Raw genomic sequence first — 16,662 nt, forward strand, 5'->3', positions numbered from 1 at the left:
GGTTTCATTTTACGTTAAACTTAACTTTTTGTAGGTCTTTGTCCAAAGAACTGCCGCCCACCATGACGGTGAACGTGCCCGGTTCCAGTACATATTCAGCTTTGTGATTGTAATAGGACAAGTCTTCTTTGTTTAAGTGGAATGTTACCACTTTGCTTTCTCCCTTTTCCAGAAGAATACGTTGAAAACGTTTCAGTTCTTTCACCGGTCGGGTGGTGTTACTGTAATCATCCCGAATATAAAGTTGGACGATTTCTTCCCCTTGCCTTTCTCCTGTGTTGCTGACATTCACTGTAACTTCTATTTCTTCGTTGGCATTATAATCCGTCTTGTTTGCTTTAAGCTGGCCGTATTTGAAAGAAGTATAACTTAGACCATACCCGAAAGGATAAAGCGGTGTTTTATCCCCGTCGATATAAGGATGTAGAAATTGGGACGGTTTGTGATTATATACCGTTGAAATCTGACCTACATGCCGTGGGATGGTAATTGGTAACTTCCCGCTGGGATTAACTTTGCCGAAGAGGATTTCCGCAATTGCCTTTCCTCCCATTGACCCCGGTTCCCAGGCTTCGATAATAGCCGGGATATTTTCAGCAATCCATCCGGTGGCAAGGGGGCGTCCGTTTACCAGGATGACAATAGTAGGGACTCCTGTCTTGTAAATGGATTCCACAAGATAGTCCTGTTTCCCCCAAAGGGTGATGTCCATACGGTCCCTGTTTTCTCCGCATGTTTTCTCTTTCCAATGCTGCCGGAAAGAATCTTCACCGACTACAACGATTGCCAAATCCGAAGACTTTGCTGTTTGTACAGCTTCTTCTATTTTGGCACTGTCCAATGCTCTCAGATTCCAGCCGACATCTACATAATTTATCTGTGTGCCGGATGCTTCCTCTTTTATGCCTTTCAGTATGGTTGAGACATTCTTCTCCGGTTGTTCAAATACCCAGTCGCCCATGATTGACTGGTTGTTGGCGTTAGGGCCTGTCACGAGTATCTTTTTGAACTTCCGGGCGTCAATGGGGAGCAGGGCCTCATTTTTCAAAAGGACGATGGAACGCCGGGCGATTTCGAGTGCCGTCTGCTGATGTTCTTTGCTGAAAACCGTTTTCTTTATGCCGGCTTCCGTAACATACCGGTTCTCGAATAATCCTAACCGGAACTTGGCTTCCAGTATCTTGGCGCATGCTTTATTAATTCTTTCTTCCGTCAGTCTTCCTTCTTTTATAAGTTTCAGGATGGCATCGGAAAAAACAGGACCATGCATATGCATGTCTACTCCGCCATCTACGGATAGGAAGAATGCGTCGGTTGTATTTTCGGCTATCCGGTGGCGTGTGCTGATTGCTTCCATATCCATCCAGTCGCTAACAATGAACCCGTCGAATCCGTATTCATTGCGCATGATGTCGGTCATTAACCATTTGTTTGCATGGCACGGGACTCCATTTAATTCGTTGTGTGCCGGCATAAGGGTAAAAGGTTTGGCTTCTTGTATGGCTGCTTTGAATGGGGGCAAAAAGAAGTTTCTCAGTTTGCCTTCACTCAATTCTACCGGACCGGCATTGGTTCCGTTATTGGCTATTCCCCCTGCGATGAGATGCTTGGCACAAGCCAATACGGTATTTAATCCTGTAAGATTGTCTGTTTGCAGACCTTTGATAGATGCTACTCCCATGCGGGATACCAGATACGGGTCTTCGCCGAATGTTTCTCCGACCCTTCCCCAACGGGCATCGCAAGCAATTTCTATGTTGGGAGTGAAAGCCCAATGAGAACCTGTTGCACGCATTTCGAGAGCTGTCTGCCTGCTTGCCTGTTCTATTAAATCAGGCGCAAATGTGGAAGCCATTCCTATGGGAGACGGGTAAATGGTAGAACCACTGACAAGCCCGTTTCCATGTATGGCATCAATCCCTATCAGCAAGGGAATCTTCAAGCGGCTTTTCTCCGCCAGTTTTTGCAGATGATTGGCTTCCGCCGGAGTCAGGACATGAAGGAATGAACCGATTTCGCCCTGTGTGACCATCCGTTCTACTCCTGTGGAGTGCAATCCTTTATAGAATCCTCTGGCATGACCGTTCAGTAATTCTTCTTCTGTGATATTCTTTTCCGCGTCGCGCATATGTTCCAGCCCTACATACTGGCACATTTGGGCAATCTTTTCTTTCAGGGTCATCAAGGACATCAAATTTTCAACTCTCGTCCGGACTGGCTGGGAAGAATCAAGATAGAGCGGTCGTTCAGGTATGTCATTAGTTCCGAATGCTAAGGGCTGAAAAGCAATTAACAGGATGGATAATAATTTTATTTTCATTGTTTTATAGATAATAATTTCTAATCCGCCCCTATTTTTGTCATAAATAAGGGCGGTTAAGAATTAATTTATTTTGAGAACCGGGTTATTTTTCCACTTTCATGTCGATGGTGACATTTCCTTTCGAACTGCCGCTGGCAAATGACCTGACAATCATAATACCATATTTGTCGGCAACAGTTTTGAATCCGACAATAGAGCCTACTCCCAGTTTGTTTGTCAGCTTCTCTACTTCTGCTTCGGATGAATTGGTGTAGAGATTCTGAATCATTTCAGCAGAATTAATTGCTAAGAATTCGTCCGGTGTTATTTGGATATTTTTCAGTTTTGTACTGTTACGATGTTCCCAAGTTGTTATTGCATCCGGTGCTTTGAAAATAGCTTCGATACTTGCGTCAGACGGAGATACGAAATAATAGCCGTATGAACTGTTGCTGTAGAATAGGGTAATGTCGATATTAGCAGACTTGGCAGCAGCTCCCTCTCGTACATAAATTTCTCCGTTCGTAGTATTCAGGAAAGGTCCTGCATCTGTACTGGTTTGTGCTCCGATTTTAAGTGTGTAGAATTCATTTATGTCCAGTTCCACCGCTCTCGTTACCTCTACGCTGTATTCGCTTCTTACGATACCGCCGTTGGCATCCATCACTTCAAATGTGAATGACAGGGTTTGTCCGGCGTTCAAGTCGGTAGTTGTGTATGAGAATACATAGGTATCGCTGTTGGGATTCTCAAATGTCTCTTTGGCTAAATCTGTAATTTCTAAACCTTCGAGGTATGTTTTTATACTTCTTAATGTTGTTGCGGAAGTAATCTCAATGTCGAACGCTACCACTTCTCCCGCAGTGACCGTTTCCGGTGCGGTATCAGGAATCCTTATTTCAATTTCCGGTTTGGCTGCTTGGATGTAAACAGCATATTCGGTAGTGGATTTCTTTTCTTCATTGTCAGTTGCCAGTATAACAAAGTTCAGTGTTTTACCCACTTCCTCTGATTTTATGGTGTATGATACGCTGTATGAACCTTTATCCGTATTTTCCGGATATTCTTTGGCACTTCCGGGGATTTCTTGTGAGTCGAGCATGGTGACGACTCTTTTAATACCGGCTGTGCCCGCCATCTCAACAGAAAAACTGAGTTCTGTTCCTGGATAGGCAATGACTGGTTCGTTTCCGACTTTCGTGAATTTGATAGTCGGTTTCGGGTTCTGTTGTATGTTTTCGTCGTCACTGTCACATGCAATGAAGAAGATAGCTGTGAGACACAACAAAATGCCTAATTTATATTTTAATAGTTTCATAGTCGATAATTTTTTATTGAACAGAAAATGGAATAACCGCACTTGCTACTTTCTTGTTTTTCACATCGCGCACAAAGACTATCAGACGATAATTGCCGACTGTTGAGGGAGCCTTGAATGTAATATCCTTTTTGGTATTATCATCTATTAATCCGGTGATACCATCCGGCAGGCTACCGTCTGAAGAAGCTGTTTTTTCTTTCATAATCATCCAGTCGTAGGTCAGCGCATCCCCATCCGGGTCGGTGGCTGTGACTTTAGCTTCGTTGGATGAGTTCGGGCTGACAATAATAGCGTCTTCCGCTTTCTTGCCATTCATCAGCATATCATTACGGGTTGCTATTACCGGAGCCCGGTTCTTCGGATAACTTCCTGTCCATGCATATTGCATGGCATCGACTGCCGGGAAGGTATATCCTTTCTTGTCAAACAGCCCGTACCAGGTCAGTACTTCCCCGTGAGTCTGGTATCCCCATAAGAATACAAATGAACCTATACAACCGTTGTCCTTATTGGCAGCAATATTCTCCTGATAGGCTTTCAGATAGTCAGCTTCTTTTTCACTGCTTGTCTGTTCTACCAAGCCACCCCACGGCAGCACTCTTTCGGGTTCTGGATTCATTTGCCACGTACCGCGAGGTCCGAACTCCGTAATCATATACGGTTTGGTCCAGCCTGCGGACTGAAGATTACCCAATACTCCCGGTAGGTTAGGCGCATACGTATTGACCGAAAGAATATCTATATGAGGAGCCTTTTCTATAATATTCTTGATATGGTTCACATTAGAGGATGCCAATGTCGTTGTAGTAGGATGATTAGGGTCGGTTTCATGAATCATCTTGGCTATATCATTGATGGCATCCCATAGTTTGAGATTGGTGTAGCTTGCTTCCGCTTCATTTCCTATCGACCAGACCAAAAGCGCCGGATGGTCTTTGAAGCGTTCGACTGTTGCTTTCATTTCATCAAACTGGGCTTTCACTGCTGCTGTGTTGTTGTAATCGAAACCGTCGGTTTCTCTTTTTACGTAAAGCCCGAAATTGACATAAAGTCCTTTTTCCTGAGCGGCATCCAGAATGGCTTTACTTTTGTCGGACACTCCGTATGTCCTGACAACATTAGCTCCGAAGTCGGCTGCTTCAGCATAGAAGTTATTACATGCAGCTCCTTTGATATATAATTCTTGTCCGTCTACAAGCAATTTCCATTTTCCGTCTACTTTGGATGTCTCAACTTTAACGGGGGGAACAATCGGTTTTTCTTCAAAAGAACCTTTGGGAATTGTATAGTTGTCGTTGTCTGAACACGAAGCGTTCAGGACAGCGGCAAGCACAAAGAATGAGGTAAATAGGTATTTTAGTTTCATAACTTTATTTTTTAGTGGGTACTGATAATAATTGTCCATCTTGCAGTAATTTATACTTCAATACATCATAAGATATTTTCTGAACAGGTAAATCCGAATCTATCGCCAGAGCGGCGGCAGTGGCTGCCGATTGTCCTAATATCATATATACCGGTTCCATCCTGATTGTACTATAAGCAACATGCGAAGATGACAAACATACGGTTGCCAATAGGTTGGCACATTCTTCCTCTTTGGGAGTCAGTGAGTAATAGCTGATGGGGTAGGGAATGGTAGGGGCAAATATAGTTCCCTCGTTTCTTAACTTTCCCTCTTGGTCGATGACACGGGATACATAATGGCAGTCAAGGGCATAAGAACCCAGTCCCACCGAATGTTCGGCTGGTGTACGGTCTGTTTTGCGTACATTCTTTTCTGTCATCACAAATCTTCCGATCATCCTGCGGGCTTCCCGCACGTATATTTGATAAGGGAAATTCCGGGTGTCGGTGAATTCGTCTTTAGGCAATCCCCAATCCAGCATCTCCTTGCGGATATGTTCCGGTACACGCTTGTCATGTCCCAGAAACCATAACATGCCCAACGCATAATCTTTATGCAACTGCTCTATTTCCTGCCTGGTCTTATAGTCGGCTTCTGCATAGTCGTAGCTTGCTCCGAAGAAGTCCAGATGGTTGGTATCCGTTTTCTTGTTAGGCATAGGAGTCAATGTTATAATTTGCTGGAGTTTTGTTTCCGGTTCCAGTTTCAGCATACGTACATATATCTCATACCATAACGAATTATAGTTTTTCGGCTTTTGGATGGATATACGGTTGTCGGGGTCGTTTGTCAGAGTCATTCTGTAACAATAGGCTTGCACGCGTTTGTCCGCATCTCCTTGTTTGCCCCATTCCTGGGTTGCCACGTAGGGTAAAGTGCCAGATTTTGCGTTCCCTTCTTTGATGTAGGGGCTTATTGGGGTCAGGTCTTTCCCTTGGTCATAATTAATGCGGATGCCGTTATAGGTTTCCCCGTATTGCAGGTTCGATTCGCGTCCTACTGTATAGGATATTCCTGCACGTGCCAGAAGATCACCTTCGTAGGAAGCGTCTATAAATATTTTGGCCTCAATTACCTTTCCATTCTCCAGTTGGATGCTCCGGATTATATTCTCTTCTTTCCGGACGTTCTTATCCAGGTCGAGCCGGTGGTTGAAAAGAATTTCTACTCCTGCCGTCTTCAGCATATCCCGCATAATTCGTTCGGCTACTGAGGATTCATAGACCCATTGTATCTGCCTTTCATCATTTTTTCCTCTATATGTGCGCTTTAATGTCGAAACCATGAATGATTCCCTGTCCTGATTGCGCCATACTTCGGGTTGCAGGTAGTAGTTGTATATTTTGTTGTAGAATTCTTTTGTTATACCACCTATCAGGTCATTACGGTTCATGTCGGTAGCGGTCAGTCCTGACGTGACAAGACCGCCTACATGGTCGTTTTTCGATATAAGCACTACTTTCTTACCCATACGTGCGCCTTGTATTGCAGCAATTACTCCGGAAGCTGACTCTCCATATATACAAATGTCATATTGTGGAGTATTGGCAAACAAGCCTGTAACGAAAGAACAGAACAGTAGTGTTAATATGGTAATTTTCTTTCTCATCTTAATTATATGTATGTTGTTTCAGTGATTATTTGTATCCTATATTTTGAGGGAAGTTTTCGGCTCCCATATTAATAACTTCCGCTTCGGGTATCGGCCATCTCACGAAGTGAGGGTTGGCGGGCAGATTGTTACGTCCGAGAATAGATGCGGGGATTTCCGGATCTCCGGCGTATGCCTTGACTTGCTCAATAAGTAGTCCCAGCCGTTTCAGAAAATACCATCTGTCACCTTCGAAAGACAGTTCGCGGGCTTGTTCGTCCATAATGTCTTTCATGGTTAGCACACCGGTGAATTTGTCGTTTCCGGCTCTTTCCCATGTTTTGTTAAAGTAGTATTTGGCTAATGTCTGGTCGTTCTTCATCAAGGCTGCCATTATATAGGATTCGGCAAGACGGTACACTATCACATCTTTATAACTGCGTGTCTCCGAAGCAGTGCGCGTCCATTTATCCCCATACTTGATGCATCCCGGATATACATTCTTATTGATGCTTCCATTCTTATATAGTGGGAAATAATCTCCGGGCTTTACAGTAGCCGAACCGTATGTGATGTTTTTATCAGTCGTATTTTTGTACTGGTGTATGTAGTACTCCTGATAACGTTTGTCCTTAGCCTTGTCATACAGTGAGAATAAATAGGGGCTGGGGAGACATCTTCCGTAAGTATATCCCCAGTTGTCATAAGAACAGGCATATTCTGCGGTTCCACCGATTTCGGTACGGTATTGGGCGATGAAATAGGCTGCATAGTAATTGCCTTTTGGAGTGGCATTGGATAAATTACCGCCCGGATTTTTACTCCACTGTTGCACCATCAGCGCTTCTTTATGATTCAAGTCTCCGGCATTAAATACTTCATTTAATGCAATCAAGTCAAAATGTCCCGATTTCTCTATTTCTTCCACTTGTTCCAGAGTCGTATCCCAGTCTTTGAGCCATAATGCGGCTTTGGCTTTCATATGACGGGCGGCAGCCTGGGTGAATCTTCCCGCTTCGTCGGATACCCAGTCGAGGTTCGTAATGGCATACTCCAAATCCTCGTAAATCAGGTCGAACACTTCTTTCTCGGAAGCGGCATGAAAATCTCTCGGGTCGTTGACGTTTTCGGCAGTAGTCGGCTGTATGTTCAGCCATATCCTGTCGAATGTGCGGTATAGCAGGAAATAAGACTGCGCTCTGAAACATTTAGCTTCTGAGACGGTAGCCCGTAAGGAAGGGGTATCTTCCAAGTCCTCGGCTGCAGCGATTATTTCATTGGCTTTGCCTATGATTTGATACATTGTACGCCACATGAATCCTACCTGACCGGCAGACGGCTTTAAATAATTAGGGTCATAGATGCCGTAAAAGTTACCGGTTCCACCGTTGGTTACAGCTAAATCCGTACCTCTTTCCAAAGCGAAGACGGTGGCATTTTCGGTATCATTTGCGTAATAACGTTGCAATGTGTATAATGCATTGACTGCGAGCTTTAACCCTTCTGGTGTTCCGAATACATATTCGGAACTGTACTTTGTCTTGTGCTCTTCATCCAAGAAGTCGGAGCAGGAACTGGTGAGCAGGAAGCAGGCTGTAAATATAAATAATATACTCTTTTTCATGATTTTATCTTATTAAAATGTCACATTCAATCCAAACAATACAGTCCTGGGTTCAGGATAATCTCCCGGAGTTTGTTCCGGACCATAAGCCTGTACATCGGTTTTCGTCCAGAAGTTAGACAGTGTCATATAGAGTCTCAGACTTTGCATGTATGCTTTGCTGATAAGAGCACGGGGGAAGTTGTATCCGAAAGTAACGTTTCGCAGACGGACATACGAGGCATCCTGATAACCCAATGAACTGATATATGCGGGAGCTTGCGTCATGTTGGGTGCAGGGGCTTCATTAGACGGATTATTCTGTGTCCAGTAATTGCGTCGGATACCATTCCGCTTGGCAGTCAAGTCACCACCATTCTCGAATGTAGTCAGATAAGGGTTGTATATCGTTCCTCCATGAGAGATATACAGGTCGGCGGATAAGTCGAATCCTTTGTAGTTGAAAGATGTGCCGACCGTACCTATCCATTTGGGGTCACGTTGCATCACTACTCTGTCATCGGCTGTGATCTGATTGTCGTTGTTGACATCGCGCAGTTTGATGCTGCCCGGAGTAGCTGTCGGCATATGAGAATTGGCGATATCGTCATTTTTTTGCCAGATGCCGTCAAATACATAGTCGTAATATACATTCATCGGATGTCCGACAAACCATTTGTTGTTCACGTCATCAAGCGGTTTTCCGTTCTCATCGACTTGTCCGTCTATCTTTTTAATTTCATTTTTGTTCTTAGTGAAAGTGAAGTTGACATCCCATCTGAAATCTTTGATTTTGACGGGAGTGGTATTCAGCGTTATTTCGATACCATTATTCTTCATTTCCGCCAGGTTTACAGTCTGGGTGGAATATCCGAGCGAGCTTGGGATAGACTTTGTGACAAGCAGGTCGGTAGTCTTGGTATTATAGTATTCTATCGTACCATTGATTCTTCCGTTGAAGAATCCGAAATCAAGTCCGATATTGCCGGAAGTGGACGTTTCCCATTTCAAGTTAGGGTTGGTCAATTCCGTTCCGGGCAGATAACCGATGACAGTCTTGTCTCCGAATTCGGTCAGGTATCTGTCTGTCAATCCCAGTGACTTATAAGGGGTGACACCCTGGTTGCCGACCGCACCGTAACTTAAACGGAGTTTCAGGTTGGACAGCCATTTGGCTTCTTTTAAGAATGATTCTTCATTTATCCGCCAGGCAAAAGCTCCCGAAGGGAAATAACCGTATTTGTTATTCTTTCCGAAAACGGAAGAACCGTCCACACGCAAGGCGAAGGTGAACAAGTATTTCTCGAACAGGTTATATCTGACACGTCCCAGGAAAGATAAAAGTTTTCTATCGGACAATTCCCAAGTAGGCGTACCGTATTCATTGGCAGAGCCTATCGCATTATAAGTCAAGTCGTCGTTTGCGAATCCGGTACCGTTTATTCCCAGATTCTTCCATTCGATGACGTTGACACTCTGCATAAAGGTTGCGTCGAAATGATGGTTCTTATTGAAATCCTTCACGTAGTTGACTATATTCTCGAACAGGTAGTCGTTGGCGAAACTTGTGCCGGCAGTCGCTTTTCCATTATTATTGTGCCCTGTCGTATGTTTTGTCCCCTGATAAGTGTTGCTATGGACAGTCCTGGTATTCAAACTTCCGTTTGCACGGTATGACAAGTCCTTTGTGATTTTCCAGTCCACGAAGAAGTTAATCAATAACCGGTCGGTCTGGCTTTTATTGTTTGAGTAGTCGATATTCCATAGAGGGTTGTAGTGAGATTCACCGGCTTCGGTTACATCTTCGCGCAAGGAACCGTCGTCATTATATACTTTTGCCAGAGGTGGCATGGTGATAAATGAATTGAAAGAGCCGTCTGCTGTTTTCTTCCATGATTTGGTGTATAAGAAGTTCGTGCCTATTGTCAGGTTTTTCAGTAGTTTGTGGTCGATGTTCAATCGTCCGCTCAAACGTTGGAATCCCGAATTGGGAACCATACCGTTCTGGTCAAAATATCCCAGTCCCAGGGCGTACTTTGTTTTGTCCCCGCCGGATTGTATCAAGATGTCGTGCTTTTGTTGCCAGGCGGAGCTTATCATTAGCTTTTCCCAGTCAACATACTCTCCTGATTTAAGTACGTCGAGCATCAACCCTCTGAAACAGTCGGCTTCATCATAGCTAAGATTGGCATTATAGTATGCTTCCTTGCGTAAAGCAGCCCATTCCTCTCCATTGTAAAACTCAAAGTTCTTATGGATGCTTTGTGAAGCGGCATAGGTGTTATAACTGATTTTCATCTTTCCGGTCTGTCCCCGTTTGGTAGTGATCAGTATGACACCATTGGCTGCGCGTGCGCCATAGATTGATTGAGAAGAAGCGTCTTTCAGAACTTCGAGCGATGCTATATCGTTGGAGTTTATATCATCTATACTAGTCATCGGAACACCGTCTACAATATAAAGAGGATCATTTCCGCCGGAAAGCGAACGACGTCCTCGGATCAGAATATTCGAACTGCCACCGGGAGCGGCATTGGACATGGTAACCTGTACACCGGCAGCTTGTCCTCTCAGCATTTCACCCAGGCTGGAAGAGGGGGTAGAATTCAGTTTCTCGGAAGTTACGGACGATATAGCGCCTGTGACATCACTGCGTTTCTGTATACCGTAACCTACTACTATTACTTCGTCCAGCAGCTCGCTGTCTTCTTTTAGTATGATACGCGCCAACTCTTTACTGTTCGCTTTGACCTCGGTTGTTTGATACCCGATGTATGAGAACTGAATGGTAGCATCTTCGGTTACGTTTGCCAAAGAATAGTTTCCGTTAATATCGGTAATGATACCGTTTGTCGTACCTTTTACTAATACATTGGCACCGATAATGGGTTCACCGTTCTGGTCTGTAACTGTTCCGTTGACAGTTTTAGTTCTTGTTGATTTTATTGTTTCCCGGCTTTTCTGTTTGCCGACGGAGATGGTATTGTTTTTCCTATTGAAATATAAATTGGTCTGTACCGTTATCTTGCTTAAAATATTTTCTAACGAGCTATTGCGTGCTTTGATTGAAATGCGTGGAGCGGCATTTACAATTTCCTGGTCGTAAAAGAATTTGTAGCCGGTCTGCTTGCTCAATTGATTGAATACATTTTCTACAGTTTCATTCTTGACATCCAGCGTAATGTTTTTCTTTTCCTGTGCCTGTGTATAATAAGGCAATGATGACAAGCATACGAATAGTAAAAAAGCTAAAAATGAATGTACATTTCTACCTTTCCTTTTTATATTAGGAAGATTATTCATAAATTTGTACGTTTTAGTAATTGAATAGATTATTTAAAACAAAGGCTCGTAATACGCGATACGTTATTCACACGGGTCGAAACGAATGAATATCCGTCCGGATTACGGAATAGGGGCTTCTCTGAGAGACGGCTCCTATTTTTCTGAAATAGGATTAACCGGGTGCTTTCATAATATGTCTTTTTAAAATTATAAGTTAAATATTCAAGGTTCTATAAGGTAATACACACTGTAAACTATGTACTAGGGTGTGATTAACATCTTTTTACTATTTATATAACAGTATGCGATTGCCTTCCTTCTTATACCGGATACCACTTGTATATTCGATAGATTGAAGAACCGCTTCCAGACTCTTGTTATCGTGTTCTCCGGAAATCAGATTATTGAATTGCCCATCGGCAAATGTAATACGGCAATTGTACATTCGCTCCAGTTCCTTAGCCACATCACGTATCGGAGTACTGTTGAAACGCAGTCCGCCTTTTTTCCATATGGCTACGGGACGTTCTTCCCGTCGTTTGCTGTATTCGCCCGAAATGGTATTGATAAGCACTTGCTCTTTGCCCTTCAACCGCATCATTGCTTCCGGCAAATCCACTTGCACTTTTCCGCTTTCCACTTCTACAGAAACGATTTCATCAGAAGTATAGGATTTTATATCAAAGCAGGTTCCCAGTACATGTACATTGAAGCGGTGGGTACTGACAATAAAGGGTTGTTCCTCATTTCTGTATACTTGAAAATATCCTTCACCTTCCAGCTCTATTTTGCGCTCTTTTCCTATGAAGCTATTCGGATACCGGACATGTGAGCAGGAATTTAGTGTCAGTTGGGTGCCGTCGGGTAGAAGGATCTGTTTGCGTTCGCCATAAGAGGTTGAGGCTTCCAAATAAATAATCTGCTGTTCATTCTGATGTTTCAGATAATGAATTCCGCCCAGTACCAGGCAAATGATTGCTGCTGTGCTGACAGTAGCAACTGCGATACGACGGAACCAGGTACGTTTTTTATGTTCTATGCGTTTCAATAATTGACGTGCCTCTCGTTTATAGTGTTCACGTTCAAGATCTGTGAGAGGTTGCTGTGTTGCGGCTTCTTCCCAGACATCAGAAGACAACTCGTTGAGTATCTCATTATTATCCGAGTCGTGCAGGTTATTCAGTAGTTGCCGTGCATCTTCTGTTGTGTAGAGATCATCCAGATAACGGCGATATAGGCTCTTATTATTTTCTGTATTCTTCATATCCTATTATTTAGAATCCGGGTATAACTTAATTTTCCCTTTACATAATTAGTACACAAGTGAAAAGAATATCTAGGGTGTAGTTAACTTCCTTTAACTGTATATGCCGTTAGAAACTATCTCACGTTAAAGATTGAGACAGATAAGAAGTAAAATCAGGTCAGCGCCAGTAACGGAGTGTTTTTCCAAATATGTACGAAGCGAACGCAAAGAAGATGAGATATGTTCTTGTACCGTGTTGACTGAAATTCCCAACGCTTCTGCTATTTCTTTGTGAGACATTTGTTTCTCACGGCTCATTTCGAATATTTCCCGCTGGCGGGAAGTAAGTTGTTCCAGTGCATGAAATATAATCTTTTGCAAATCATTAGCAATGATTTCATTGTTCGTTTCATTACTGTAATCTATAGCTTGTGAAAGGATTTGTTCTTTCAGCCGGTCTTCGCTTGCCAGTTCACGTAACTGGTTCAAAATCCGGTTACGCATGATTGTATATAAATAAGAAGAAAATGAAGCGTCCGGATTAATAAAACGGCGACTTTCCCAAATCACAGTAAAAGCATCCTGAAAGATATCTTCGGCATATTCGCGTGATTTAAGGAAACGCATGGCAAAATATATCAGGCGATTTTTATAAGCCGCATAAAGTTCACAGAATGCATCCTCATCTCCGGCTATCAGACGGATGACAAGCGAACGTTCATTACCGGGAATATTTGTTGAGCACATATAGTATTTTAGGTTTCAATTCACAAAGGGACTGTTAGAATATCACAAACGTACGTAAAATCTGGGAAATAAAAAAGGAAAAAAGTGGCTAATCCTTTTCAGAGTTATTTCAGTATCATGATTTTTCTTTGCCGGAGATAATTTACTATCTTTGCAACTTTAACCCGATAATCAATGAGTAGAATATTATATAGCGCTAAGGTTTGGCTGTTCGTTTTATTAGTTGGAATGGCGTCCACCGTATGGGCACAAAGTGATGATTTCACTACATGGACCAAGTTTAAAGTGAATCATAAGATAGATTCCCGGTTTTCAGTTTCCGGTGATTTGGAACTGCGTACGAAAGAGGATATGAGCAGGATAGAACGTTGGGGGCTTTCCGTCGGTGGTGTTTATCATGCATATTCTTTCTTGAATTTGGGTGCCGGTTATGAAACTCATTGTTGGAATCTGGGTGATTCGGATTGGAAACTCAGGCATCGTTACCATATCAGTGCGGTTGCAAGTTTCCGTTTTCAATGGTTGAAAGTATCTTTGCGGGAGAGTTTCCAGCAGACTTTTGACCGTGGAGATTCGGAAACCCGTCTGCGTTCCCGTTTAAAATTGGCCTATGCACCTACGAAAGGAATTGTTTCACCTTATTTTTCTGTCGAAATCTATCAAAGTCTGGACGATGCCTCTTTTTGGAGAGCAGATCGTATGCGCTATCGTCCGGGAGTTGAGATTGATCTAGCTAAACGTTGGTCGTTGGATGCATTTTATTGTTATCAGTATGGACCTTCACGGGGAAAACATATTGCCGGTATAGAAGTGGTTTATTCTTTCTGAAAATAGTCAACTGCTTATATAATAAGGTGTAGGTTTTAGTTGGATTAATATATAGGAATTTATAAATGATTGATTATTTGTGTGTTAAATAAAGAATTGAACATTTCTTAATGAAAACATATATTGTCTTAATAATAATATGTACTTTCGCGTCCGGCATTTCAAAATGAAATGCTGAAATTAAAGATTCTACAGTAACAACAGACGTGTTGTATAGTGTTTCATAACCGCAAGCTAATACTTCTCTTATGCCATTTTTCTGTTCAATCAGAAATTTCTAGTGGGAAATTAATATAAAAATAAGATGAAAGTATTTTCTAACTTACAAAAAGGGGTAAGTTTTTTTGTTCTTTTCACTGCCTTATTGACTGCTTGTGTGAATCACATCTCAGAGGAAGAAGGGGAAATCATTAATAATGGAGATATTCCATTGAAATTTGTAGCTGATATTCATGAGGTAGTTAATACTCGTGTGGCAAATAATAGTTTTGAGGAAGGGGATGAAGTTGGCTTGTTTGCACTTGCGGGGAATACTACCATGCAAGAGGAACGCTATGCCGATAATCTTCATTTTGTGCGTTCTTCTAATGGTGAATTTGTTGCTGATGAGTCGGTTTATTACCCGGACGATGGAGTAACGTTGAATTTAATCAGTTATTATCCATATCAAGAAGAAGGAGTGGCAATGGGTGAAAGTACCATGCAAGTGTCAGTTGCTACGAGTCAGAATGAACAGGCAGATTATTCGCATTCGGATTTTCTGATAGCATCCAAAGAGGATGTATTAGCCAGTAAAGAGGCTATAGCGCTGACTTATAACCATCAATTCTTTCGTTTGAAAGTCGCTCTTGTTCCCGGTGAAGGGGAAAATGTAGAAGATATGTTGTCTGCCAAACCCACGCTTTCTGTAAATGGTTTTTATACTAAGGCAATATATGACTTTCAGAAAGAGATATTCTCTGCTTATTCCGAAGAGAAAGAGATTACTCCTGCAGGCGAATGGGAGATAAAAGGGAACCGGTTGGTAGGAAAGGAGCTGATTCTGATACCGCAGGAAGCAACTGTGGGATACCAATATATAATGCTGGAAGCCGGGGGGAAATCATATACTAGCTTGTTATCTTCCACTTTACAACTGAAAAGCGGTAAGCAAAGAGAACTGGAAATTACATTTGTAGCAGATGAAGATGTATTAATGAGTAAAGTCAGTGGAGAAATCGGCGATTGGGATGGAACTGAGACAGATCAGGCTGAATCGGTAACTCTCCATAAATATGTAGATGTATCGAAACTGACTTTTGAAAAATCGGATGTATATAGAGTATTAAATGGCGGAAAACAAGTTGCCGAAATATGTAAAGAGTACTTGGTAACTCCGGAGTTCTCTTCTCAGGCAATTGTTGCCTATCCGATGAAAGAGGACGGTAGTGTGGATTTATCGCAAGGGATTGTGGCACAACTACCGGGAAAATCAGGCAAGGTTCATGGTGGAAACGTTTCATGGAATATGGATGATAATTCTTTAACGTATGTTGCCGGGAACTTGGCCGCTCGTAATAATGTTTATGTAATGGCGGATGGAAAGATATCATTATCGGTAGCCGTTGCAGATAATGTCTTATCTGTTTTAGCATTAGAAGATATTGTCCGTGATGTACGTGGCGGTATGATTCATAACTATCCATTGGTGAAGATTGGGACTCAATACTGGATGCGGGATAATTTGGAGACTGCCTTGTATGTGAATGGTGATGAACTTACTAAGTTGGATGCCGTAACAGAAAATGCTGTCGGATATTTGCAATCGGATGCAGAACACTATTTTTATACTGCTAATGTGGCATTATCTGCTAATTTCTTACCTGCACATTGGAATATACCGAATTGGGAAGACTGGGATATTTTGAATGCTTATCTGAAGGAGGATGCTTCTTTGCTGAAATCAGGAACTTGGTTACCACTGAAAACCGGAGAAACAGCACAACCGGCTAATAATCTTTCAGGCTTTAATGCTGCTCCTGTGGGAATGTGGGTTGAACCGAATCAGAATATATTTGAAGGTAAACATTTGGCTTATTGGACGTTGGATGATACAAATGCAGCAATAGCCGATGATGTCTTTTACCTGAAAAGTGATGCGAATACGATTGAAAGGTCTGCACCGGGTGTCGAGAAAAAAGCTTTTGCAATTCGTTGTATCCGAAAGTAAATGGGTGGAAATGATTTATCTTTTTCATATTTTGCTTCATTACTGTCCCGTAAAAGTGGATAAATAGTTCTTTGAAATAATTGAAATATAGTCTATTAGATACTACTTTTTAGGCGCGACGA

Annotated in this window: 10 protein-coding genes; 2 read left to right on the forward strand and 8 right to left on the reverse strand. The window is 42.4% G+C overall.

The window, feature by feature from the left end:
* Positions 1-4 precede the first annotated feature (4 nt).
* The 8 genes from RDN93_RS07465 to RDN93_RS07500 all read right to left on the reverse strand — a co-directional run bounded on the left by RDN93_RS07465 (position 5) and on the right by RDN93_RS07500 (position 13,503).
* The gene (locus RDN93_RS07465; protein ID WP_308744910.1) at positions 5-2,320 is read right to left on the reverse strand and encodes a glycoside hydrolase family 3 N-terminal domain-containing protein; all 2,316 of its coding nucleotides are present in this window, start codon (positions 2,318-2,320) and stop codon (positions 5-7) included.
* An 85-nt stretch (positions 2,321-2,405) separates the two neighbouring features.
* Positions 2,406-3,620 (reverse strand): hypothetical protein, encoded by a 1,215-nt coding sequence (locus tag RDN93_RS07470; RefSeq protein ID WP_308744911.1) that lies wholly within the window; start codon positions 3,618-3,620, stop codon positions 2,406-2,408.
* A gap of 13 nt (positions 3,621-3,633) precedes the next feature.
* The gene (locus RDN93_RS07475; protein ID WP_308744912.1) at positions 3,634-4,989 is read right to left on the reverse strand and encodes a glycoside hydrolase family 2 TIM barrel-domain containing protein; all 1,356 of its coding nucleotides are present in this window, start codon (positions 4,987-4,989) and stop codon (positions 3,634-3,636) included.
* A gap of 4 nt (positions 4,990-4,993) precedes the next feature.
* Complete coding sequence (locus RDN93_RS07480) at positions 4,994-6,640, reverse strand: FAD-dependent oxidoreductase (protein WP_308744913.1); 1,647 nt, start codon at positions 6,638-6,640, stop codon at positions 4,994-4,996.
* A gap of 28 nt (positions 6,641-6,668) precedes the next feature.
* Complete coding sequence (locus RDN93_RS07485) at positions 6,669-8,246, reverse strand: RagB/SusD family nutrient uptake outer membrane protein (RefSeq protein WP_308744914.1); 1,578 nt, start codon at positions 8,244-8,246, stop codon at positions 6,669-6,671.
* Between the two features lie 12 nt (positions 8,247-8,258).
* Positions 8,259-11,528 (reverse strand): TonB-dependent receptor, encoded by a 3,270-nt coding sequence (locus RDN93_RS07490; RefSeq protein ID WP_308744915.1) that lies wholly within the window; start codon positions 11,526-11,528, stop codon positions 8,259-8,261.
* Positions 11,529-11,796: 268 nt separating this feature from the next.
* Positions 11,797-12,774, reverse strand: coding sequence for a FecR domain-containing protein (locus tag RDN93_RS07495; protein ID WP_308744916.1), 978 nt, complete (start codon positions 12,772-12,774; stop codon positions 11,797-11,799).
* 126 nt (positions 12,775-12,900) lie between these two features.
* Complete coding sequence (locus RDN93_RS07500) at positions 12,901-13,503, reverse strand: RNA polymerase sigma-70 factor (RefSeq protein WP_308744917.1); 603 nt, start codon at positions 13,501-13,503, stop codon at positions 12,901-12,903.
* A gap of 174 nt (positions 13,504-13,677) precedes the next feature.
* Here RDN93_RS07500 and RDN93_RS07505 point away from each other — a divergent pair, with 174 nt between their 5' ends.
* Positions 13,678-14,331, forward strand: a complete 654-nt coding sequence (locus tag RDN93_RS07505; RefSeq protein WP_308744918.1) for a DUF2490 domain-containing protein — start codon at positions 13,678-13,680, stop codon at positions 14,329-14,331.
* 304 nt (positions 14,332-14,635) lie between these two features.
* Entirely contained in the window at positions 14,636-16,540 is a 1,905-nt protein-coding gene (locus RDN93_RS07510; RefSeq protein WP_308744919.1) for a fimbrillin family protein, read from the forward strand.
* The last annotated feature ends 122 nt before the right edge of the window (positions 16,541-16,662 follow it).

The sequence above is a fragment of the uncultured Bacteroides sp. genome, from assembly GCF_902491285.1.
Classification (GTDB): Bacteria; Bacteroidota; Bacteroidia; order Bacteroidales; family Bacteroidaceae; genus Bacteroides.